22 protein-coding genes are annotated in these 24,019 nt (G+C 44.7%); all 22 read left to right on the top strand.

Annotated features, from left to right (window positions below):
- Positions 1–71 precede the first annotated feature (71 nt).
- The 22 genes from rpsO (at position 72) to G589_RS0110885 (ending at position 24,008) form a co-directional block, all read left to right on the top strand.
- Positions 72–338, top strand: coding sequence for a 30S ribosomal protein S15 (rpsO, locus tag G589_RS0110990; protein ID WP_022764670.1), 267 nt, complete (start codon positions 72–74; stop codon positions 336–338).
- A 189-nt stretch (positions 339–527) separates the two neighbouring features.
- Positions 528–2,615, top strand: a complete 2,088-nt coding sequence (locus G589_RS0110985) for a polyribonucleotide nucleotidyltransferase (protein ID WP_026519577.1) — start codon at positions 528–530, stop codon at positions 2,613–2,615.
- Between the two features lie 83 nt (positions 2,616–2,698).
- Positions 2,699–4,303, top strand: coding sequence for a peptide chain release factor 3 (locus tag G589_RS0110980; RefSeq protein WP_026522179.1), 1,605 nt, complete (start codon positions 2,699–2,701; stop codon positions 4,301–4,303).
- 23 nt (positions 4,304–4,326) lie between these two features.
- A complete protein-coding gene (locus G589_RS21195) occupies positions 4,327–5,787 on the top strand; it encodes a transglutaminase domain-containing protein (RefSeq protein WP_051192327.1) in 1,461 nt (486 codons plus the stop codon).
- Positions 5,788–5,886: 99 nt separating this feature from the next.
- The gene (locus G589_RS0110970) at positions 5,887–6,240 is read left to right on the top strand and encodes an Asp23/Gls24 family envelope stress response protein (protein WP_022768370.1); all 354 of its coding nucleotides are present in this window, start codon (positions 5,887–5,889) and stop codon (positions 6,238–6,240) included.
- A 15-nt stretch (positions 6,241–6,255) separates the two neighbouring features.
- Positions 6,256–6,657, top strand: a complete 402-nt coding sequence (gene nusB / locus G589_RS0110965; protein WP_026522178.1) for a transcription antitermination factor NusB — start codon at positions 6,256–6,258, stop codon at positions 6,655–6,657.
- The gene (xseA, locus tag G589_RS0110960; RefSeq protein ID WP_026522177.1) at positions 6,647–7,873 is read left to right on the top strand and encodes an exodeoxyribonuclease VII large subunit; all 1,227 of its coding nucleotides are present in this window, start codon (positions 6,647–6,649) and stop codon (positions 7,871–7,873) included. Before nusB ends, xseA begins: the two co-directional genes overlap by 11 nt.
- An 18-nt stretch (positions 7,874–7,891) precedes the next feature.
- A complete protein-coding gene (gene xseB, locus G589_RS0110955; protein WP_022768373.1) occupies positions 7,892–8,116 on the top strand; it encodes an exodeoxyribonuclease VII small subunit in 225 nt (74 codons plus the stop codon).
- A complete protein-coding gene (locus tag G589_RS0110950) occupies positions 8,116–9,060 on the top strand; it encodes a polyprenyl synthetase family protein (RefSeq protein ID WP_035775897.1) in 945 nt (314 codons plus the stop codon). The genes xseB and G589_RS0110950 overlap by 1 nt, the downstream gene beginning before the upstream one ends.
- Before the next feature lie 22 nt (positions 9,061–9,082).
- Positions 9,083–10,933 (top strand): 1-deoxy-D-xylulose-5-phosphate synthase, encoded by a 1,851-nt coding sequence (gene dxs, locus G589_RS0110945; protein ID WP_026522175.1) that lies wholly within the window; start codon positions 9,083–9,085, stop codon positions 10,931–10,933.
- Positions 10,934–10,940: 7 nt separating this feature from the next.
- Complete coding sequence (locus G589_RS0110940; protein ID WP_026522174.1) at positions 10,941–11,840, top strand: TlyA family RNA methyltransferase; 900 nt, start codon at positions 10,941–10,943, stop codon at positions 11,838–11,840.
- A gap of 10 nt (positions 11,841–11,850) precedes the next feature.
- Positions 11,851–12,699, top strand: coding sequence for an NAD(+)/NADH kinase (locus G589_RS0110935; protein WP_026522173.1), 849 nt, complete (start codon positions 11,851–11,853; stop codon positions 12,697–12,699).
- 14 nt (positions 12,700–12,713) lie between these two features.
- Positions 12,714–13,169, top strand: coding sequence for an arginine repressor (gene argR / locus G589_RS0110930; RefSeq protein ID WP_022768378.1), 456 nt, complete (start codon positions 12,714–12,716; stop codon positions 13,167–13,169).
- Between the two features lies 1 nt (position 13,170).
- The gene (gene recN, locus G589_RS0110925) at positions 13,171–14,868 is read left to right on the top strand and encodes a DNA repair protein RecN (protein WP_026522172.1); all 1,698 of its coding nucleotides are present in this window, start codon (positions 13,171–13,173) and stop codon (positions 14,866–14,868) included.
- Positions 14,869–14,880: 12 nt separating this feature from the next.
- Positions 14,881–15,528: a DUF1836 domain-containing protein gene (locus tag G589_RS0110920; RefSeq protein WP_026522171.1), complete on the top strand. Its 648-nt coding sequence runs from the start codon at positions 14,881–14,883 to the stop codon at positions 15,526–15,528.
- The gene (locus tag G589_RS0110915; RefSeq protein WP_026522170.1) at positions 15,528–17,969 is read left to right on the top strand and encodes an ATP-dependent helicase; all 2,442 of its coding nucleotides are present in this window, start codon (positions 15,528–15,530) and stop codon (positions 17,967–17,969) included. Before G589_RS0110920 ends, G589_RS0110915 begins: the two co-directional genes overlap by 1 nt.
- 54 nt (positions 17,970–18,023) lie before the next feature.
- Positions 18,024–18,290, top strand: coding sequence for a hypothetical protein (locus tag G589_RS19665; protein ID WP_022768382.1), 267 nt, complete (start codon positions 18,024–18,026; stop codon positions 18,288–18,290).
- 8 nt (positions 18,291–18,298) lie between these two features.
- Positions 18,299–19,711: a 23S rRNA (uracil(1939)-C(5))-methyltransferase RlmD gene (gene rlmD, locus G589_RS0110905; RefSeq protein ID WP_026522169.1), complete on the top strand. Its 1,413-nt coding sequence runs from the start codon at positions 18,299–18,301 to the stop codon at positions 19,709–19,711.
- A 558-nt stretch (positions 19,712–20,269) separates the two neighbouring features.
- Positions 20,270–22,375 (top strand): M13 family metallopeptidase, encoded by a 2,106-nt coding sequence (locus G589_RS0110900; RefSeq protein ID WP_196811879.1) that lies wholly within the window; start codon positions 20,270–20,272, stop codon positions 22,373–22,375.
- 59 nt (positions 22,376–22,434) lie between these two features.
- Positions 22,435–22,998 (top strand): HD domain-containing protein, encoded by a 564-nt coding sequence (locus G589_RS0110895; protein ID WP_026522167.1) that lies wholly within the window; start codon positions 22,435–22,437, stop codon positions 22,996–22,998.
- 4 nt (positions 22,999–23,002) lie between these two features.
- Complete coding sequence (locus G589_RS0110890; protein ID WP_155832528.1) at positions 23,003–23,308, top strand: hypothetical protein; 306 nt, start codon at positions 23,003–23,005, stop codon at positions 23,306–23,308.
- A 19-nt stretch (positions 23,309–23,327) separates the two neighbouring features.
- Complete coding sequence (locus G589_RS0110885; protein ID WP_026522165.1) at positions 23,328–24,008, top strand: MBL fold metallo-hydrolase; 681 nt, start codon at positions 23,328–23,330, stop codon at positions 24,006–24,008.
- Positions 24,009–24,019: the final 11 nt, after the last annotated feature.

Genomic DNA, 24,019 nt, shown 5'->3' with positions numbered 1-24,019 from the left:
TCATGGACACTCCAACCGGGCCTTGGTAACAGGCGCATTTCAGGATTAAAGATTTAAAAGGAGAAAAGAAAATGATCACAAAAGAGAAGAAAACTGAAGTTATCAACAAGTTTGCCAGAAAGGCCGGCGACACAGGATCACCTGAGGTTCAGGTAGCTATCCTTACAGAGAGAATTCAGGAGCTCAACGAGCACCTTCAGAAGAACCCTAAGGATCACCACTCAAGAAGAGGTCTTCTTAAGATGGTTGGTCAGAGACGTAGCCTTCTTGGATACCTCAAGAAGAAGGACATCGAAGCTTATCGTAAGCTCATCGCTGATCTTGGTCTCAGAAAGTAATTTTTGAAAGCAAAGGCGGGATAAGGCTGATTAACGTCGGCTTATTCCGCTTTTCTACGTTTATGAGAATTTGCGCTTTTTATGCGCTTTTCTATAGAAGAGTAAACATGTTTTAATGCACACGCACCCGAAGTAGTGCCGGGGTTTCGGCACTGGATGAGGGAAGGCGGATGAGCAGAAGGAGAAAAAATGGTAAAAACTTATTCAATGGAACTGGCTGGTCGTACACTTAAGGTTGAGATTGGCAAGGTAGGAAAACAGGCAAACGGATGTGCTTTCATGCAGTATGGAGATACAACAGTTCTCTGCACAGCTACAGCATCAGCTAAGCCAAGAGACGGAATTGATTTCTTCCCACTTTCAGTAGAGTATGGTGAGAAGTTCTACGCAGTTGGTAAATTCCCCGGTGGATACAACAAGAGAGAGGGTAAGCCATCTGAGAACGCTATCCTTACAAGCCGTGTAATCGATCGTCCTATGAGACCTCTTTTCCCTAAGGACTATCGTAACGACGTTACAATCGAGACTATGGTTATGTCAGTAGATCCCCAGTGCAGACCTGAGCTGGTTGCTATGCTGGGTGCATCTGTTTCAGTTTCTATTTCAGATATCCCATTTGACGGCCCTTGCGCTATGACACAGATGGGTATGATCGACGGCGAGCTTATCGTTAACCCTACTCAGGAGCAGTGGAACACCGGTGACCTCAAGCTTACAGTAGCATCTGTAGGACAGAAGGTTATCATGATCGAGGCCGGTGCTAACGAGATCCCTGAGGAGAAGATGAAGGAAGCTATCTACAAGGCTCACGATGTGAACCTTCAGATCATCGAATTCTTCAAGGGCATCGTAGCTGAGGTTGGTAAGCCTAAGCATGAGTACACAAGCTGTGCTGTTCCTGAAGAGCTCTTTGCTGCAATCAAGGAAGTTGTTCCTCCGGAGGAGATGGAGAAGGCAGTCTTCACAGATGACAAGCAGACAAGAGAAGGCAACATTGCAGAGATCACAGATAGACTTACAGAGAAGTTTGCAGACAACGAAGAGTGGCTTGCAATCCTCGGTGAGGCTATTTACCAGTATGAGAAGAAGACCGTTCGTAAGATGATCCTTAAGGATCACAAGAGACCTGACGGACGTGAGATCAAGCAGATCAGACCTCTTGCAGCAGAAGTTGACCTCATCCCAAGAGTACACGGAAGTGCTATGTTCACTCGTGGACAGACACAGATCTGTGACGTTGTAACTCTTGCACCTCTTTCAGAGGCTCAGAAGGTTGAAGGTCTTGATGCATTTGCTGCAGACAAGAGATATGTACATCAGTACAACTTCCCTGCTTATTCAGTAGGTGAGACAAAGGTTTCAAGAGGACCCGGACGTAGAGAGATCGGTCACGGTGCACTTGCAGAGAGAGCACTTCTTCCTGTTCTTCCAAGCGTTGAGGAGTTCCCTTATGCAATCCGTGCAGTATCAGAGACATTTGAGTCAAACGGATCAACATCAATGGCTTCAACATGTGCTTCCTGCATGTCACTTATGGCTGCCGGTGTTCCTATTAAGAAGATGGTTGCTGGTATTTCCTGCGGTCTTGTAACAGGCGATACAGATGACGATTTCGTAGTTCTTACTGATATCCAGGGTCTTGAGGACTTCTTCGGAGACATGGACTTCAAGGTAACAGGAACAAAAGACGGTATCACAGCTATCCAGATGGATATCAAGATCCACGGTCTTACAAAGCCTATCGTTGAGACAGCTATCGCACAGTGCCGTGAGGCTAGATTCTTCATCATGGATGAGTGCATGAGCAAGGCTATTGCTGCTCCTCGTCCTGAAGTATCTGAGTATGCTCCTAAGATCGTTTCTCTCCAGATCGATCCTGAGAAGATCGGTGATGTTGTTGGACAGAGAGGAAAGACAATCAACGAGATCATTGCTAGAACAGGCGTTAAGATCGACATCACAGATGACGGTAAGGTTTCTGTATGCGGTGAAGATAAGGCTATGATCGAGAAGGCTGTAGAAATGGTTAAGACCATCGTTACAGACTTTGAGAAAGGTCAGGTATTCACAGGTAAGGTTGTAAGCATCAAGGAGTTCGGTGCATTCGTAGAGTTTGCTCCCGGCAAGGAAGGAATGGTTCACATCAGCAAGATCTCCAAAGAGAGAATCGAGCACGTTGAGGACGTTCTCACACTTGGCGACACTGTTAAAGTAGTGTGCCTTGGCAAGGATAAAATGGGTAGAATCAGTTTCTCAATCAAGGATTGTGCTCAGTAATCCCACCTCTTGTGGCTTAATAGATGATTTACAGGGCCGGCGTGTTCACACATACCGGCCTTTATTAAAAAAGGAACATCGAAATGAGTAATACTAAAGATACAATTAATGAGATAAATAAGCGACGTACATTCGCTATAATTTCGCATCCGGATGCTGGTAAAACTACACTTACAGAGAAGTTTTTGCTTTATGGTGGGGCCATCAATATGGCCGGATCCGTAAAGGGTAAGGCGACAGCAAGACATGCGGTTTCTGACTGGATGGAGATTGAGAAGCAGAGGGGTATTTCTGTAACATCATCAGTACTTCAGTTTAATTTCGAAGGCTGCTGCATCAATATCCTTGATACCCCGGGACACCAGGATTTCTCGGAGGATACCTACAGAACACTGATGGCTGCGGATTCAGCAGTCATGGTAATAGATGCAAGTAAGGGTGTTGAGGCCCAGACCAGAAAGCTCTTTAAAGTCTGCGCCATGAGTCATATTCCAATCTTTACCTTCATCAACAAGCTGGACAGAGATGCAATGGACACATTTGATCTTCTTGATGATATCGAGAACAACCTCGGTATCGCCACATGTCCCATGAACTGGCCAATCGGTTCAGGTAAGAACTTCAAGGGAATCTATGACAGAAGAGAGAATCACATCGTAACCTTCTCTGAGACCCAGAAGGGTACCAAGGAGGGAAAAGAGACTATCATTGCAATGACAGATAAAGATGCCATTGACAAAGAGGTAGGTCAGGATGCTTTCAGCAAGCTAACTGATGATATCGAGCTCCTTGACGGAGCAGGTGCTGAGTATGATCTTGAGAAGGTAAGAGCGGGTGAACTTACACCTGTATTCTTTGGATCAGCTCTTCAGAATTTCGGCGTAGAGCTCTTTTTACATCATTTCCTTAAGATGGCTACACCACCGACAGGAAGGGTTTCTGCAGACGGCACCAAGATTGACCCTATGGAGAATGATTTCACAGCCTTTGTCTTCAAGATCCAGGCCAACATGAACAAGGCTCACAGAGACAGAGTTGCTTTCATGAGAATATGCTCCGGCAGATATGATGCCGACAAGGAAGTTAAGCACGTACAGAGTGGCAAGGTTATGCGCCTTTCACAGCCCCAGCAGCTTATGGCTGATGAGCGTAAGATCCTCTCAGAGGCTTATGCGGGCGATATCATGGGCGTATTTGATCCCGGTATCTTCTCTATCGGAGATACAGTATGCATGCCTAAAGACAACGTAGTATATGAGGGAATTCCTACATTTGCTCCCGAGCACTTTGCAAGAGTTCGCCAGGTTGATACCATGAAGCGTAAGCAGTTCGTAAAGGGTATCACACAGATTGCTCAGGAAGGTGCTATCCAGATCTTCCAGGAGTACAACACAGGTCTTGAAGAGATCATCGTTGGTGTTGTTGGTGTCTTGCAGTTTGATGTATTAAAGTTTAGACTTGAGAGTGAGTATAATGTTGAGATCATCCTTGAAAATCTTCCTTACGAGTACATCAGATGGGTAGACAACGATAATATTGATATGTCTTCACTTGTTGGAACTTCCGACATGAAGAAGATCAAGGATATGCACGACAGACCACTTCTTCTGTTTATCAACGAGTGGAGTGTCGGCATGACAATGGAGAGAAATAAGGGACTTATTCTTTCTGAGTTCAAGAAAAACTAAGATTTAACTCTGGAGGGGCGCTTTTGAAAAAAGCTGTCATGACAATTAAAAGAGGCATTGCTCTTGTGCTGGTGACTGCAACCTGCGCATTATCTCTGACGGGATGCGAATATGAGAGCTTTGATGACTATCTTAAGGCTCTTGGAATCAAGGATCCGATGGAGTACAGCGATGACATCTTTGAGGCTGCCAGTGTAGAAGATATTCATGTGGCAGAGGAAGATGTTCCGGCGCAGGAAGCTGAGCAGGCGGCAGAAGAGATTTCTTTTGACATGGGAACGCTGGAGAGCTCAGAGCCGGAAGACGATGCTGCGGCACTTGAGTTTAGCACAGGAGAACCGGCAGATATTGCGCTTGAGGCGAAGTACAAGAATGCATCTGAGGCAGATATTGACGAAACCATGAAGGCTGCAAGAGTAGCCATCGGCCTTACGGATGACGGAATTGCCAAACTCAAGAAGCAGCAGGAAGGTCTTTATGCCTACGAGCATCTTACGGATGCAGGCAAGACCCTCTACGTTGAGATCCTCGCAACTCTCAATTCTCTGTCAAAAGACATAATAGTATCCACCACAAGTGATGATGCGATCGAGATGGTCTTTGACTATGTCATGGCCGATCACCCGGAGATTTTCTATGTGGATGGCTATCAGTACACCAATTATTCGGTTGGTGATACCATAACCAAGATTTCTTTTACCGGTAATTATCTGTATGATGCCACAGAGGTTGCCAAGAGGCAGACCAAGATCAATGAAGCCGTTCATGCCTGTCTTGCCAATGCACCGGCTTCAGAGGATGATTACTACATCATCAAGTATATTTACGAGTATCTGATCGCCAACACCGATTATGATATTGGCGCAGCAGACAATCAGAATATCTGCTCGGTATTTATAAACGGAAAGAGTGTATGTAACGGCTATGCCAAGGCTGCTCAGTACCTTCTTAACAAGATGGGAGTCAGCTGCACACTTGTTACCGGAACGGTTAACACCAAGAACGGGAAAGATATAAGACATGCCTGGAACCTTGTTCTTTGCAACAACACTTATTACTACCTGGATGTTACGTGGGGAGATGCTTCCTATCAGACGGTTTCCGGTGAGAGTGCAGATGCGACCAAGCTTCCGGATGTTAACTACGACTATCTGAATGTAACTACAGCCGAGCTTCTCAGAAATCACACTATATCAGATATTATCCGCATGCCTGTATGCAACAGCATGACTGACAATTACTATGTCAGAGAGGATGAGTACTTCACATCGGCTGAGCTTGTACTGGTCGGAGATCTCTTTGACCGCAGATACAAGGACGGAAGCAGGAATGTGACCATAAAGTGCGCGTCGGACGATATATATGATGCGCTCTTTGAGGAGCTTATCACGGGCAGAAAGGTGTTTGAATACCTTCAGGGAGATACTTCCCAGGTTTCATATACTACTTTTGAGGATACCAGGACTATTATATTTTGGCTCTGACGCCATGTTTTGAATATTTATGATATAATGAGTGGTAAAGGTATTCAAAGTCATAAGAATGCATACTTGTTTTATCACAAGCAAATGAGAGGAACTGAAATGGGAAAAGAGATTGCAGAAGTAGGATCAGTTAAGATCGCAGATGATGTTGTGGCCAGAATTGCAGCACTTGCAGCCCTTGAGGTTGACGGTGTTTCAGCTATGGCCGGTAATTATACAAGTGAGAATTTAGAGAAAGTCAGCAGAAAGAACCTTTCAAAAGGAGCCAAGGTTATCGTTGGATCAAGCGACGTTAAGGTTGATCTTGCACTTATGATGTCTTACGGTTTCAATATTCCTGCAACATGTCAGCAGGCACAGACCCGTGTTAAGGCTTCTGTTGAGAACATGACAGGACTTGAAGTAACAGATGTCAACATCAGGATTGCCGGCATCACAATGCCCAAGGCATAAGAAGGACAGATAATGATGAATAGAACAGAACTAAGAGAGCAGGTTTTTGAACTGCTCTTTCGTGTTGAATTCAACTCAATGGAAGATATGTCAGAGCAGGAGGAGCTCTTTACCCAGACCTCTGACAAGGAAATAAGTACTAAGGACGCTGATTATATCAGAGATAAGTACGAGAAGATTGCTGAGAAGCTTCCGGAGATTGATGAGGCAATAAATAAAGAGACAACCGGATGGAATACAAGCAGAATTGGCAAGGTTGATCTTGCCATCATCAGACTTGCTATTTATGAGATCAAGTATGATGATTCGGTGCCTACCGGCGTCGCAATTAACGAAGCTGTTGAGCTGGCCAAGAAATTCGGTCAGGATGGCTCACCTGCCTTCGTAAACGGAGTGTTAGCTAAATTTGCGCAGTGAATATACAGTCACACAGGTTAATACATACATAAAAAATATGTTTACACAGGACTTTCTCCTAAGGAGCCTTACGGTCAAGGGAGAGGTCAGTAACTGTAAGTACCATTCATCCGGTCACATATATTTCACTATCAAGGATAATGGTGCTGCTTTAGCCTGCGTGATGTTTTCCTCTGACAGACTTAAGGGTCTTGCCTTTGATATGAAGGAAGGCCAGCAGGTCAAGGTCTCAGGTTCGATAAGTGTATATGAAAGAGATGGTAAATACCAGCTTTATGCAAGGAAGATAGAACTTGACGGAGCTGGAGTTCTTTATGAGAGATATGAAGAGCTAAAGAAGAGACTACAGGAATCCGGTATGTTTGCGTCTGAATACAAGCAGCCGATTCCAAAGTACATACGAACTCTCGGTGTTGTGACGGCACCAACAGGGGCTGCTGTGCGTGATATTATCAATGTCGCCACCAGACGTAACCCGCATATCCAGATCATTCTTTATCCTGCCATAGTACAAGGCGAAAAGGCCGCCGAGAGCATAGTGAAGGGTATTCAAACTTTGTCCTGCTCAGAGGCTGATGTCATCATCGTCGGACGTGGCGGAGGTTCTATAGAAGATTTATGGGCATTTAATGAAGAAATTGTCGCTCAGGCAATTTTCGACTGCCCCGTTCCGATCATTTCAGCAGTTGGACATGAAACAGATACTACAATCGCAGACTTTGTCTCTGACAGAAGAGCGCCTACGCCTTCTGCAGCTGCAGAGATCGCGGTATTTGAATACGACAGATTTATTCAGGATCTTGAGGATTACAGAAATACTCTTTTGACGCGCATGGACAGAAAGATAGGTCTTTTGTCTATCGAGGAAAAGAGATTGTCTCAGGCTCTTAAGCACCTAAGCCCCATGGGCAAGATCAGGGATAAGCTCCTTAGGATGGACCAGTATCAGGATTCTCTTAAGATGCTTATGGAAAAGAGACTTAAGGCTGCAAGGCACGAACTGGAAGTAGATATAGAGAGGCTTAAAGGTTTTTCACCGCTCGACAGACTTAAGACCGGTTATTCCTATGTTGCAGATGATAAGGGGAAAAATGTGCGCAGCACATCGGATGTTGAGATAGGGGATGAACTATCTGTCTATGTAAGTGACGGCCTTATAAAGACAAGCGTAACAGGAACCGGTAAGGTGGGATTTTTATCAGGCCGGGAGGATTAATGAGAAAAGGAGCCGCTTATGGCAGCTAAGAAAAAAGAAGAAAACATGACAATCGAGGAAGCTTTTGCTGCGATTGATGAGAAGATAAAGGCTCTGGAGAATGAGGACATTTCTCTGGAGGATTCCTTTGCGCAGTACAAGGAAGGAATGGAGCTGCTTAAGTTCTGCCACGAATCCATAGAGAGCGTAGAGCAGAAGGTTAAACAGATCGCCGACGATGGCAGCTTGGAGGATTTTGAGTAATGAGCAGTGTTTCCATTGAGGATGAACTCTTAAAGAGAGCAGCCTATTTTGAAGATATACTTGAGAAGTCGCTTCCTGCAGAGGAAGGATATGCAAAGACCGTTATAGAGGCCATGAATTACAGCCTTTTGGCAGGCGGAAAGAGACTTCGCCCTGTGATGATGCTTGAAGCCTTCAAGCTCTTTGCGGGAGAAGATGCAGACGATACCACATTAAGACCGTTTATGCTGGCCATGGAGATGATCCACACCTATTCTCTGGTGCATGATGACCTCCCGGCTATGGACAATGACGAATACAGAAGAGGCAGAAAGACTACACATGTAGTCTACGGTCCCGGAATGGCAACACTTGCAGGTGACGGACTTCTTAACCTTGCATTTGAGACGGCAATTAAGGGAGCAGTTTCAGGAAAAGAGCTTGTCTACTACGACGGTGATACTTCAAACCGCTATCTTGCAGCACTTGAAGTCCTTGGTAGAAAAGCCGGTATCTATGGCATGGTAGGCGGTCAGTGTGCAGATATCTGTGCTGAGAATAACCACGATTATGACGATGAGACAGCCAAGGCTGTGCTTCATTATATTGACGAGAACAAGACCGGAGCTCTCATTGAGAGCAGCCTCATGATAGGCGCAATACTCGGCGGAGCATCAGCCAAGCAGGTTAAGAAAGTTGAGAAGATGGGCAGCAACGTTGGAATAGCTTTCCAGATTCAGGACGATATTCTCGACATTGAAGGTGATGCCAAAGAACTCGGTAAGCCCATAGGCTCTGATATTAAGAATGAAAAGACTACCTATGTCAGCCTCTATGGCATGGAAGAAGCCAGGAAGAAGGTAAAAGAGCTTTCTGATGAGGCTACAGAGATACTAAGGGAATTTGGACAAAAGGACACATTCCTCGAAGGACTCTTTGAGTATCTTATTTACAGAAAGAAATAACACGCAGCAATTGGAGTTAATTATGCTTCTTGATCAGATAAATAAGACCGGCGATATTAAGGGGATTGCCCGTGAGGATTACCCTGAACTTGCCCAGGAAATAAGACAGTTTCTCATAGACAAGATTTCAAAGACAGGCGGACATCTCGCCTCTAATCTTGGTGCCGTAGAGCTTACCATGGCTCTTCATATCGCACTGGATCTGCCTGATGATAAGATCATATGGGACGTAGGCCATCAGTCCTACACTCATAAGCTTTTGACCGGAAGGAAAGAGGGCTTTGATACTCTGCGCCAATACGGTGGCATGAGCGGATTCCCGAAGAGATGCGAGTCCGATGCAGACTGCTTTGACACAGGACACAGTTCCACATCTATATCCGCAGGTCTTGGCATGGTCAAGGCAAGAGATCTTAAGGGTGAGGACTACGCAGTGGTTTCAGTGATCGGCGATGGATCCTTAACCGGCGGACTTGCGTATGAAGCTCTTAACAATGCTTCAAGGCTTGAGACCAACTATATAATTATATTAAATGACAATGAGATGTCCATCTCCGAGAGTGTCGGAGGAATGGGCAAGTATCTCAATAACGTTCGTACAGCGCAAGGGTATCTTAACCTGAAAGAAGATGTGTATGCACAGCTTCGTACCAGCACCAAGGTCGTTGATTCAATCAGAAGAGCCAAGAACTCTTTTAAACAGCTCTTTGTGCCTGGCATGGTATTTGAGAACCTTGGCATAACATACCTTGGACCTGTAAACGGACATGACACAGCAGGCCTTGTGCGTGCCATCAAGGAAGCACGTAAGGTTAAGAAGGCTGTTATGATCCATGTGGTAACCAAGAAGGGTAAGGGGTATGAACCTGCTGAGAAGCACCCGGCAAGGTTCCATGGAACAGAGCCTTTTATCGTGGAGAACGGACTTCCAAGAAATCCAAGAACCACTGCCAACTACCAGGATATCTTTTCAACGGTAATGTGCAAACTCGGTGCCAGGGATGACAAGGTTGTGGCTATTACGGCAGCCATGGCTGACGGTACGGGACTTAAGAGGTTCAGAAACATATATCCCGACAGATTTGTTGATGCGGGAATTGCAGAAGAACACGCGGTTACTTACGCTGCCGGACTTGCCCTCGGAGGCTACAAGCCGGTATTTGCAGTTTATTCATCATTCCTTCAGAGGGCTTATGACCAGATACTTGAGGACGTATGTCTTCAGAATCTTCCTGTTGTCTTTGCAATAGACAGGGCAGGACTGGTCGGAAGCGACGGCGAGACCCATCAGGGAATATTTGATCTCTCCTATATGTCATCCATGCCCAATATGCATGTGCTGGCGCCCAAGAATAAATGGGAGCTCTCAGATATGCTCAAGTTCGCTGTCAGCTTAAACGCGCCGGTTGCAGTCAGATACCCAAGAGGCAATGCCTACGCCGGACTTGAGGACTTCAGGGCACCTATAGAGATGGGCAAGTGTGAGCCTATCTATGAAGAAAAAGACATCTGCCTTTTAGCGGTAGGCAGTATGGTGAAAATCGCTGAAGAGGTAAGGACAATACTTAAGGACAAGGGCTACAAGTGCTCATTGGTAAATGCGAGATTTGTTAAGCCCATTGATACGGATTACATCCACAGGGCAGCAGCTACTCACAGACTCTTTGTAACAATGGAAGAGAACGTGGCCTCTGGTGGATACGGTGAGAAGGTCAGAAGCTATATCGATGAAAAGAGACTTGATGCAAATGTCCTTTCCATTGCAATACCTGATCAGTTCGTAACCCATGGAAGCGTTGATAAGCTCCTTAAGGAACTTAGAATGGATGCTCAGTCCGTGGCGGATAGAATAGTAGAGGAAGTACAAAGGTAACGAATTTATGGCAAAAGATAAAGAGCGTCTTGACGTTCTTCTGGTAAACAGAGGCCTTGCGCCATCGAGGGAAAAGGCAAAGGCTCTTATAATGGCCGGCGATGTATTCGTCAACGGACAGAGAGAGGATAAACCCGGAACCACCTTTGAGGAAGCCAAGATAACATCACTTGAAGTTAAGGGTGCTCAGCTGCCTTACGTCAGCAGAGGGGGACTTAAGCTTGAGAAGGCTGTCAAGAATTTTGGGTTCTCTCTTGAAGGTAAGGTGTGCATGGATATTGGAGCATCCACCGGCGGCTTTACAGACTGCATGCTACAGAACGGAGCTGCCAAGGTTTATTCTGTCGACGTGGGACACGGTCAGCTGGACTGGAAGCTTAGAAGTGATGAGAGAGTGGTCTGCATGGAAAAGACCAACTTCAGATACATGGTCAGGGACGACATAGAGGACGACCTGGATTTTGCATCCTGCGATGTGTCTTTTATCTCACTGACAAAGATCCTGCTTCCTGCCAGAAGACTTCTAAAAGACGGAGCAGAGATGGTGTGCCTTATTAAACCCCAGTTTGAAGCCGGAAAAGAGAAGGTCGGCAAAAAGGGCGTTGTAAGGGACCCGGAGGTTCACTCCGAAGTGGTACACAGAATATTTGATTTTATGGGGATTGCGGGCTTTGAAGTTCTTCATCTGGACTTCTCGCCCATTAAAGGGCCTGAGGGCAATATAGAGTATCTGATCCATATCCGCAAGGATGCTTCGAGAAATGTAGAGGTTGAGGGACTTTCCGAGGCAGACGGAGAAAAGAAACTTGCAGAGATTCAGGCAGATAAGAGCGGTATTTCTTTTGAAGAAGAGAACAATAAGCTCATAGAGGATGCGGTATTAAGGGCAGCAGCAGAGCTTAAGTAGGGGGCTGGCTATGGACAAGTTTTGCATTGTTACTAACAGGGTCAAGGATAAGGACTTAAAGGTTACAAACCACATAAAGAACTATCTGGAAAAACGTGGTAAAAAGGTTGTTATCGCAACAGAAAAGAGCGAGGAGGAAGATCCTCTTTTTATCACAAGAAAGCACCTGAGCATCATACCTGAGGATACGGACCTTGTGATCGTTCTCGGCGGTGATGGTACCATGCTTCAGGCAGCAAGAAGTGTTGCCTATCAGGATATTCCGCTTGTGGGCGTTAACTTGGGAACAATGGGATATCTGGCTGAGGTTGAGGAAGCCGGAATAGATGACGCTCTTGATCGCATACTTAAGGGGTGGTATGAGATTGAAGACAGGATGATGCTGAGAGGCGCGCTTGAAGGCAAAAAGGACTATTCCCTCAATGATATCATTGTTACAAGATACCAGGGAATCGCGACGATCGGTTACAATATCTTTGTAAATGATCAGTTCCTGTGCAGTTACTATGCAGACGGACTTGTGGTATCTACACCTACAGGATCCACCGGATATAATATGTCGGCAGGTGGTCCCATCATTGAGCCATCCGCAAATATGATCCTGGTAACCCCGATTTGTCCGCATACGCTCAATTCCAGGAGCCTTGTCTTTTCCCCGAATACAAAGATCGATGTTGAACTGCTTCCCGGAAGAGACGGAAATCCAATGACAGCCATCAGCAGTTTTGATGGCAGCGGAACTCTCCTTATGCACACAGGAGATAAGATTGAGATTAAGATGTCCAAGAAAACTACTAAGATCCTAAGGCTTAACAAAGTAAGTTTCCTTGACGTCATAAGTAAAAAATTTGAGAAATAAGAAAGGAGTTTGTCATGAAGAAGAACAGACATGACAAGATTATCGAGCTCATCAACAACTACGAAGTAGAGACACAGGAGCAGCTTGCATCACTTCTTAAGGATGCCGGCTATGATGTGACTCAGGCTACGGTTTCCAGGGACATCAGACAGATGAAACTCACCAAGCAGGTGACACCTGACGGAAGACAAAAGTATGTGTATACCACTGCCGATCCTGAAGTTATGCATGATAAGTATGTCAGCGTAATTAAGGCCGGCTATGTGAATATGGACGTTGCAGGAAATCTTCTTGTTATCAGGACGGTTTCAGGTATGGCCATGGCGGTTGCAGCAGCTATAGATGCTCTTGATATGCCTGAAATCATCGGCTGTATTGCTGGTGATGATACAATCTTTGTGGCAATGAAGTCCGAAGAGATAGCCAAAGAGCTAATGGATAAGTATAAGGGCTTTTTAAACAGAGGATAAGATGTTATATAGTTTACACGTTAAGAATCTTGCTCTTATCAAGGAGCAGGAGATTGAGTTTTCCAAGGGCCTTAACATTCTCACCGGTGAGACAGGCGCAGGTAAGTCTGTCGTCATCGGGAGTGTTAACCTGGCTCTGGGAGGAAAGGCAGATGCTTCGCTCATTAGAACCGGCGAGGAGTATGCCCTGGTAGAGCTGGTTTTTGGAGTTGATAATAAGCTCCAGATGCAGCGCCTTAAGGAGATGGATATTCCTGTAGAGGAAGACGGAACGCTTATCCTGCAGCGAAAGATCATGCAGGGAAGAAGTGTTTCAAAGATCGGGGGAGAAAGTGTTTCAGCAAGACAGCTGAAGGATATTTCTGGTATTCTAATCAATATTCACGGTCAGAATGACCATCAGGAGCTTCTCCACAAGAAAAAACATATTGAAATTCTGGATGATTACTGCGAGTCTGAACTGGCAGGTCTTTTTGCTGAGCTCGCAGCTAAGTATTCTCATATGAGAGAGCTGGAAAAAGAGCTTTCTGAGACCGATATTGACGAGAGTGCAAGGATCAGGGAGCAGGAGCTACTGGAGTATGAGATAGGCGAAATCGAGGATGCAGCTCTGGTGGCCGGAGAAGATGAGGAGCTTGAGAGCAGCTATCGCAAGATGGTAAATGCCCAGAAGATATCGGGGGCGGTTTATCAGACAGCTGCCATGGTAAACTCGGGAGACGGTGAAGAGAGCGCCTCTGACATGGTGGGAAGAGCTGTAAGGGAACTCTCATCTGTTGTTAATTATGATGAAGAGCTTGAGGACCTTCTTTCGCAGTTATCTGATATTGAGAATCTCCTCACGGATTTTGGACATTCCATTTCGGATTATATCTCTGACCTGGAGTTTGATGATGAGAAGTTCAGGACAACAGAGGACAGACTAAATACCATAAATCATCTTAAGGACAAGTACGGCGGCAGTATAGAAGCCGTTCTTAAATACATGGAGGAAAAGAGTAAGAGGCTGGATGCACTAAGTGACCTCGGAGCTCACAGAGATAAGCTCACAAGGCAGCTTGGTGAAGAGAAATCGAAAGCTCTTTTACTGTGTAAGAAAATCTCTGATGTCAGGAAGAAGGGAGCCAAGGGCCTTTCTGAGAAACTAAGGGCTGCGCTCATTGACCTTAACTTCCTGGATGTAAGGTTTGAAATTGATGTCAGAAGTGACGAGGAGAAGATAACTTCAAGGGGCTATGATGATGTGGAATTTATGATCTCCACTAACCCCGGAGAAGAACTTCGCCCTCTTGATCAGATAGCAAGCGGCGGTGAACTCTCGCGTATCATGCTGGCTCTTAAGACAGTGGTGGCTGACAAGGACGACATCAGCACTCTGATATTTGATGAGATAGATGCCGGAATCAGTGGTAAGACTGCCTGGAAGGTTTCTCAGAAGCTGGGCGAGCTTTCACGTGAGCACCAGATAATCTGCATCACACACCTTCCTCAGATCGCTGCTATGGCGGATACTCATTTCATGATCGAGAAGGGGCTGGAAGATGGCAGAACCGTCACCGGAATTCACAGCCTTGATGAGGAAGCCGGCATTAAGGAGCTTGCAAGACTTCTTGGTGGCGATACCATCACGGAAGCGGTTATCACCAATGCGCAGGAGATGCGCAAGATGGCTCTTGATACGAAAGAGAGCCATAGATAAAGAGGTTTAGAGATGACAATTGACAATGATGATCTTTTGAATAGCATAATGGCTTCTCTTGGGAGAATAGAGACAATCTCTTTGGATGAGATCCCGAATATCGATCTTTATATGGATCAGCTGACTTCTTTTATGGATGAGAGACTTAAAAAAACAACCCGTCATCCCGGAGAGGACAAGATCCTTACCAAGACCATGATCAATAACTATGCCAAGAATGATCTGCTTCCTCCGCCTATCAAGAAGAAGTATTCCAAGGATCATCTCATTTTGCTTATAGTTATTTACTATCTCAAGAGTATTCTGTCAATCAACGATATCCAGACGCTGATAGAACCCTTAAAGCGCAGGTTCTATGGGGCAGAGGATAAGCTCGATCTTTCAAGGATATATGAGACTTTGTATCAGCTTCAGGAGGAGTCTTTAGAGCCTGTTAAAGAGGATATCACCAAGAGATATGAAAGGGCTATGCAGACCTTTGATGATCCGGACATTACTGATGAAGAACAGAAGAAGATGCGTCTTTTTTCATTCATAACTCTTCTTAGCTACGACGTTTATGTCAAAAAGCTGCTCATAGAGAAGATTCTGGACAACATGACAGAACATGAAGATAAGCCGGACAACAAAAAAGAAAAGAAAACCAAGGATAAGAAGTAATGGGAATTTACGATACACTCAATTCGCAGCAAAAGAAAGCAGTGCTGCAAACTGACGGACCGGTGCTTATTTTGGCCGGGGCAGGTAGCGGTAAGACCAGGGTACTGACCCACAGAGTAGCTTACCTGATCGATGAATGCGGGGTTAACCCCTGGAACATAATGGCCATCACCTTCACCAACAAGGCAGCAGGTGAGATGAGGGAAAGAGTAGATAAGATCGTGGGCTTTGGTGCCGAGAGCATCTGGGTTTCCACTTTCCACTCAAGCTGTACCAGAATACTCAGAAGATATGCAGACAAGATTGGTTACAGCAATAATTTCACGATTTATGATACGGATGATTCCAAGGCACTTATGAAGGATGTCTGCAAGAGATTCCAGCTGGAGACTCAGCAGCTCAAGCTCAGAAATATAATGGGCATTATATCCAAGTGCAAGGACAATCTGGTCAGCCCTGAAGAGTACGCTCTTTCAGCGGGCAATGACTATATCAAGACAAGAGTTTCCAAGGCATATACCGAGTACCAGCTGGCACTGAGGAAGAATAATGCCTTTGATTTTGATGATCTTCTGATGAAGACCGTTGAGCTTTTTAAGAAGAATCCTGATATTCTTGATTCCTATCAGGAGAGATTTAAGTACATCATGGTGGATGAGTATCAGGACACCAACAATGCACAGTTTGAGCTCATAAGGCTCCTTGCTGACAAGTACAGAAATCTATGTGTTGTAGGTGATGACGATCAGAGTATCTACAGATTCAGAGGTGCCAACATCAGGAATATCCTGGACTTTGAGAAGGTATATCCCGATGCTACTGTAATTAAGCTGGAGCAGAACTACAGATCAACCCAGCAGATACTTGATGCTGCCAATGCAGTTATCAGCAATAACTCAGGGCGTAAGGCTAAGGCTCTTTGGACTGATATCAAGGATGGAGAGAAGGTACACCTGCGTGAGTTTGATACCGCCCAGGAAGAGGCTGAGTATATAGCCTCAGAGATTGGCAAGCTCAAGAGGAATCATAAGCTTTCCTACGACGAGACAGCAGTTCTTTACAGGACCAATGCACAGTCCAGACTTTTGGAAGAGAGATTTGTTTATGAGGGTATTCCCTATGATATCGTAGGCGGCACAAACTTCTACTCAAGACGTGAGATAAAAGACCTTCTGGCATATCTTAAGACCATTGATAGCGGACTTGACGATATCGCAGTCAAGAGGATAATCAATGTTCCCAAGAGGGGAATCGGTGCAACAACCATAGATAATGTTCAGGCCTATGCTGATGAGAGGCAGATCAGTTTCTTTGAGGCTCTGTGCGAGGCAGACCAGATCATGACAATATCACGCGGAAGCGCCAAGCTTACGGACTTCGTGACCATGATTAGAGCTTTCAGAACCAAGAGTAAGACTTTCTCACTGGAAGAGCTCCTTAAAGATGTCATTGACGTTGTGGGATATATGGATTATCTGAAGACCCTCGATGATGATGACGACAGTGGGGACAACGATAGAGCTGCCAACGTAGACGAGCTTATATCCAAGATCGCTGCCTATGAGGAGAATGAGGAAGTTGAACAGCCAACTCTAACAGGATTTTTGGAAGAGGTGGCGCTGGTTGCCGATATAGACAGAATCGGAGAGGACAATGAGAAGGTCCTTCTCATGACACTTCACAGTGCCAAGGGACTGGAGTTTGAGAACGTGTATCTGGCCGGAATGGAGGAGAATGTCTTCCCCAGTTATATGGCGCTTCAGTTTGAGGACTCGGATCCTGAGGGCATTGAAGAGGAGAGAAGACTTGCGTACGTGGGCATAACACGTGCTAAGAAGAATCTTACTCTTACAGCCGCAAGACGCAGAATGGTAAGGGGCGAGACCCAGTACAACCGTCTTTCAAGGTTTGCCCAGGAGATTCCGGATGAACTGCTTGATCGCAACAAGCCTTTGACAGCAGCTTCCTTCCTGTACGAGGGCGGCGAGACTATAGATGATGACTTTGACTATTCATCAGGCGATGACTACTTTGATGGCGGATATTCGGGAATTAAACCTGCTTTTGCAAAGGGACTGGCTAAGAGCGCGTCCAAGAGTTCTTTTGCCAATGGAAAGTCAGAACTGGCCAATACTTATAAGTTGAAGGCTAAGCCAAAGCCTAAGGTAACTAAGCCCAGGGCAGTTCCGGACAAGCCATATATAGCCGGCGCAGGTGCAACTCATGCCAAGGGCCAGCTTGCAGGCATTTCCAAGGGAATGCCGATGAAGGCAGAGACTCCCGACTATGTCGTGGGCGACAGAGTATCCCACGTGAAGTACGGAGAGGGCACGGTTACAGGCCTTGAACAAGGCCCGAGAGATTACAAGGTTACGGTAATGTTTGACGGACCGGGTCAGAAAGTAATGTACGCCGCTTTTGCAAAACTTAAGAAAATATAAGCCCGATACATGTTATAATATTTATATCAAACAATTTTTTAGGAGGGGTTACAAATGGAAGTAAAATCTAAAATCGAAGACTTAATTGAAATGACACGTATTAACGAGCTCCTGGATAAGAGAGAGGCAGCAAATGCCAAGAAGCCTTCCAACGTGATCCTTTGGGCACTGGCAGTACTCGGAGCAATTTCTGCAGTAGCAGTTATTTCATTCCTTGTATATCGCTATATGACTCCTGCGTTTGAAGACGATTATTACGATGATGACTTCGATGATTTCGAAGATGACTTTGAGGACGAGGACTTCATCAGAGAAGGCTAAATTTTATTGTGAAGAAAAAAGATATTATCGAGGGAATTGTAAAGAAAGTAGAATTCCCCAACAAAGGAATAGTTGAAACCAGTGAAGGGAAGGTCATCGTAAAGGGTGTCCTTCCCGATCAAAAAGTATCTGTCCAGATAACCAAGCTTAGGAAAGAAAGGGCAGAGGGCAGAGTAGTGGAGGTCCTTGAGGAATCTCCCGATGCTCAGGATAGTCCCTGCATACACTTTGGAAAGTGTGGCGGATGCAGCTATCTTACTATGCCCTATGTCAAGGAACTTGGCCTTAAGGAACAGCAGGTCAAGACACTGCTTAAGCATGCCATGGACAGACAGGAAGGCAAGTTTACCTGGGAGGGTATCAAGACCAGCCCGGTTAAGTTTGCGTACAGAAATAAGATGGAGTTCACCTTCGGTGACGACTCCATAGGAGGCCCCCTTTGTCTTGGTATGCACAAGAGGGGCAGTTTTTATGATATCGTAACGGTCTCAGGCTGCAGAATCGTTGATGATGACTATAAGGCCATTCTCTCAGCAACTCTGGACTATTTTGCTCCGATGTACGAGAGGAAGGAAATCTCTTTCTACCACAGAATGAAACAGGTGGGCTATCTTAGGCACCTCCTTGTAAGGAAGGCTGTTAAGACCGGGGATATCCTGGTGGACCTTATCACAACCTCTCAGGAAGAGCATGATCTGTCAGGCTTTACAGAGACTCTTTTATCTCTTGATCTCACCGGCAGAATTGCAGGAATCCTTCATACTAAGAATGATTCTCTTGCTGACGCGGTAATTGATGAGGGCACAGAGATCCTCTACGGACAGGACTTCTTCTACGAGTACCTGCTGGGACTTAAGTTCAGGATCACTCCGTTCTCATTCTTCCAGACAAATAGTTTGAGCGCTGAAGTGCTTTATACTACGGTAAGAGGATACATCAGAAGTTTATATGATCAGAAGAAGATCAGCCAGGATGAGATCATCTACGATCTGTACTCAGGAACCGGTACTATTGCACAGCTCCTTGCTCCTGTTGCCAACAAGGTAATAGGTGTTGAGATTGTAGAAGAGGCTGTCGAGGCAGCAAGAGAGAATGCCAAGCTAAACGGCCTGGACAACTGCGAGTTCATCTGCGGAGATGTCCTTAAGGTTCTTGACGAGATTGAGGACAAGCCTGATTTCATCATCCTTGATCCGCCTCGTGACGGCATTAACCCCAAGGCGCTTCAGAAGATCATCAGTTACGGAGTTCGTTACATGATCTACGTCTCCTGCAAGCCCACATCCCTCGCCCGCGACCTGGAGGTCCTTCAGGACGCAGGATATGAGATGACTAGGGGCGTTGCTGTGGATCAGTTCCCTTGGACAAGCCATGTAGAAACAGTCGTTCTATTGACGAAGACAAGCGGCAGCGAAGGATGAGTGCTGTAAGCGCGGTTGTTCCGGAAAGATAACATTTATATGACTTATTTGCAGTCCGCCGTTCTTGGCGGACTGCTATAATTCTATTTCTCTTATAATTGGCAGTGGCATTTTCAGTCTATTCACTGCTGATATTTCCAAAAATCAATTTATGGCAGTTGTAATTTTGAGGTGAATTCTGCTTTTTTCTTGTATTAAGAGTTTAATGGTGGAAAAATGCTGGAAAACCTGTTGCTTTTAAGTGTTTTACTGATTTCAACCGGTGTTTTTAGTTGAAAATCCTGTTGGAAATAGTTATTTTATCAATTCCAACAGATGAATTTAACTGGAGATTCCTGTTGAGAATACTAGTTTTATCAATTCCAACAGATGATTTTAGCCGGAACGACCTGTTGGAAAAAGTAAATAGAGAGAATTCAACAGGGAAGATACTTGAATAAGACTTGGGAAAAGGAGTTATCTTGAATTTTCGTCAGATAAATGGTAAAGATAAAATACAACAGGAAGATAAAGAAAGATTATCAAAGGCGCTGCCTGGTTATGATAAGGAGAACATCCATGACAAAACTAAACAAGAAGTTTCTTTCAGTGATTATGTCAATTACACTTATATGTGCAACTATCACGGGCTGCGGAAAGGCAAATACTGAAACAGTAGAAAGTGGAGACGCACAAAGTGATGCTTCAGGGCTTCCAATGGATTCATCGGTCATGACCCCATGGATCAACTCAACAATCCTCGGTATGGTCACAGAGGATGTTAATGCTGATCTTAAGGATGATTTTTACCTTAATGTGAATCATGACTGGTTGATGAATGCTAAGTTGCGCCCGGGATATCCAACCGAAATGCCACTTCTTGACGCCGCCGATATTGTAAAAAACAGATGCATGGATATGCTTACAGATACAAGTCTTACAGGCGAAGATGCAGAAAAAATACAGAATTACTACGAACTATGGCTTGACTGGGAGGGACGAAATGAAACAGGTATCGACCCGATTATCCCATTTGTGCAAAAGGTAAGAAATGTTACATCTCTTGATGAAATGTCAAAAGTTCTGGTTTCAGAAGAAAACTTCAAATGGGGAGTCAGTCTGGCAACGGTAGACCTTTCGCTGAACAGTGAGAACTCCATTCTCTACGAGGTTCAGATATCTCCTACAGAACTTTCACTGCAGGATTCTGCTGAATACAAAATCCTCACAGAAAATGGAAAACGTAAACAAAAGGCAAACAAAGAAACAGCTGGCTATATGCTTGGCAGAGTTGGTTTTTCCAAAGATGAGATAGACAAAGCTTTGCAGGATATGTATGATTTTGAGGCCAAGCTGGCAGAATATGAAAAGAGTGTTTTGGAAAGAAGTGACCCGACTTATGTAACGGCTTCTGTTAATCCTGTAACCATGAAGGATATTGAGACTCTTTCTCCCAATTATCCCCTAGTAGAGTATATGGAGAATTATGGCTGGTCAAAATCCAAACTTATCAATTTAAGCGAGCCGGAGTGGCTTAAGGGTTTAAATGAGCTTTATACAGAGGAAAATCTGGAGGGCATTAAGGCATATATCCTTGTCCATAGCATCGTAGCTTACATAAGTGTCATTGATGAAGAAGCATATCGCGAGTATCAGAGAATAAGCAATGAGGCTTCAGGTACAACTGAGAGTATGCCGGATACAGAACTTGCTTATTCTGATGCCAGGGAAAAGTTTCCGGGCAGCTTTGGACGCATTTATAAGGAAAAGTATTTAACTGAAGAAATGAAACAGGAGATCACAAAGCTATGCCGGGATGCTATTGACGCTTATGATAATATGTTTGACTCTGTTGACTGGCTTTCGGAAGAAACCAGAAAAGAAGCCAAAAATAAGCTTCATAAGATGAAGATAAATGCTGTCTATCCTGATAAGTGGGACGATGATTCTATCTATGTAGTTAAGTCAAAAGAAGAGGGTGGAACACTTTTGCAGGCGATACTTGATTATGGTGAAGCGTTACGAAAAGATTCCTTAAGTCGCCTCAATACCACAATCGACAGGGATATTTGGATGGTTGACATGCTTGATACAAATGCGTTCTATAATCCAATGGACAATTCCATCAATATAATACCGGGATTCTTCTGTGATGTTACTTATAGAAGTGATATGTCCTTGGAAGAAAAATATGGTGCACTTGGCAGTGTTATAGGCCATGAAATCTCCCATGCTTTTGATACTAACGGAGCTCAGTTTGATGCAGAGGGTAACCTTAATAACTGGTGGACGGACGAAGATTATGCAGCATTTAAAGAAAGAGCTGACAAGCTTGTGGCGTACTACGATAAGGTCGTAGCCTTCGATGATGGCACAGCGTACAAGGGACAGCTTGTACAGACAGAGGCTATAGCAGATATGGCAGGCTTAAAATGCATGCTAATTATGGCCGGTAAAATAGATGGCTTTGACTACGATAAGTTCTTTAGGGCAAATGCACATTTGTGGGCAAGAGTCGGAACAGTTGAATACATGGAGGCGGCTGTACTTTCTGATAAGCATCCGCTTCATTATTTGAGATCCAACGTTACTTTGGCTCAGTTTGATGAATTTGTTGATTGCTATGACATTAAAGAAGGTGACGGTATGTACATGGCACCTGAAGACAGGATTGCAGTATGGTAGACTACTCCAAATACATACTGATTTTTTGATTATTGGGAGGCATAAAGAGGAGGACAAGTATGAATGCAAGAGAGTACCTGGATATTTTACATGTTGCGGAGAGGTTAAAAGACACACCGCGTCATTGTACAACCACAAATCGCAGAACCGAGAGCGTGGCTGAGCACAGCTGGCGAATTTCACTGATGGCATTTCTTTTAAGGCACGAGTTTCCGGAACTGGACATAGACAGAGTTGTAGATATGTGTCTTATCCATGATCTGGGTGAATGCTTTACCGGGGATATTCCTACTTTCATCAAGACAGATGACGACAGAGAAGTTGAGGATTCTCTTTTAAACAGATGGGTACAGTCCCTACCGGAAGAATTATCAAAGGATATAGCTGACCTCTATAAGGAAATGGATGCGCAGGAAACAAAGGAAGCCAAGCTCTACAAGTCTCTGGATAAGCTTGAAGCTCTCATCCAGCATAATGAATCTCCGATAGATACCTGGTCAGAAAATGAGTATGAGCTTAACAAGACCTATGCATTTGATACAGTGTCTTTTTCCGAATGGCTCACGGAACTGAGAAAGGCTGTGCTTGACGATACTTTGAAAAAGATTGAAGAAGGGAAATGATGGTGTGATCAAGTACTTAGAAGAATTAAAGGATGAAGAATTCCCCTGGGTAGAAGTGGATGATAAGGTAAAAGAAATCCTGGAAAAGCGAGTAAGAGTAGAAATAATAAAAGCGCATGAGCTGTTTTCGATAAAGGAGAAGCTCGTCGCAGTAGCCACTTGTGAAGCCAATGATGATGCTCTGTTTTTCTATGATGATAATTACTACATGATTCATCTTACATGGTCGTACGGTAATTCTAAGTATCCGAGATATACTGTCATAGAAAAAGACAAAATAGATGATTATTTACGTAACTACGAGTGGTAACTAAAGGAGACAAACCACCATGGGATTGAAGAAGCTATCACAGCACATATGGTATATGCCCTTTGAAGAGGAAAGAGATCGCCCCAACCTTGGTTATATCAAAGGCGATAATTACAGCATTGCGATTGATGCAGGCCACTCAGCTGCACATACAAGGCAGTTTTATGATCTTTTGGAAAAAGAGAACCTCCCACTTCCGAGTATGACAGTAATAACCCACTGGCACTGGGATCATACTTTTGGAATGCATGCAGTAAACGGACTGTGTCTTGCTAACGAAAAGACAAATCAGTATCTTGCTACATGGAAAGAAAAGATAGAGACAAACGGTCCCGGTGAATTCCTTTCTATGAATGAAAGCATCAGAAAAGAGTATGAAGGGAATAAGGAAGTAATAGTAGTTAAGGCTGATATGACGTTTTCTGGTGGAATCACGTTTGACCTTGGAGGCTGTACTGTTAAAGTTATGCAGACGGAAGCTCCGCACACGGATGATTCAGCAGTGATCTACGTGTGCGAGGATAAAACTCTTTTCCTTGGGGATGCTACATGCCCACAGTTTCCAAACGGTGCAAAGGATTCGGCTCTTAGCAGAAAACTTGCCGATACGATAAGGGAGATCAATCCTGATATATGCGTGGAAGGTCATTGGGTACCGGTAGAAACCGATGATACACTGGCAGATTTATTATTGCATTGACAACACTCTAA

The sequence above is a fragment of the Butyrivibrio sp. VCB2001 genome, assembly GCF_000423965.1.
Lineage (GTDB): Bacteria > Bacillota > Clostridia > Lachnospirales > Lachnospiraceae > Butyrivibrio.
Note: the sequence above shows the minus strand (reverse complement) of the source record. Positions and strands in the feature narration are given on the sequence as shown.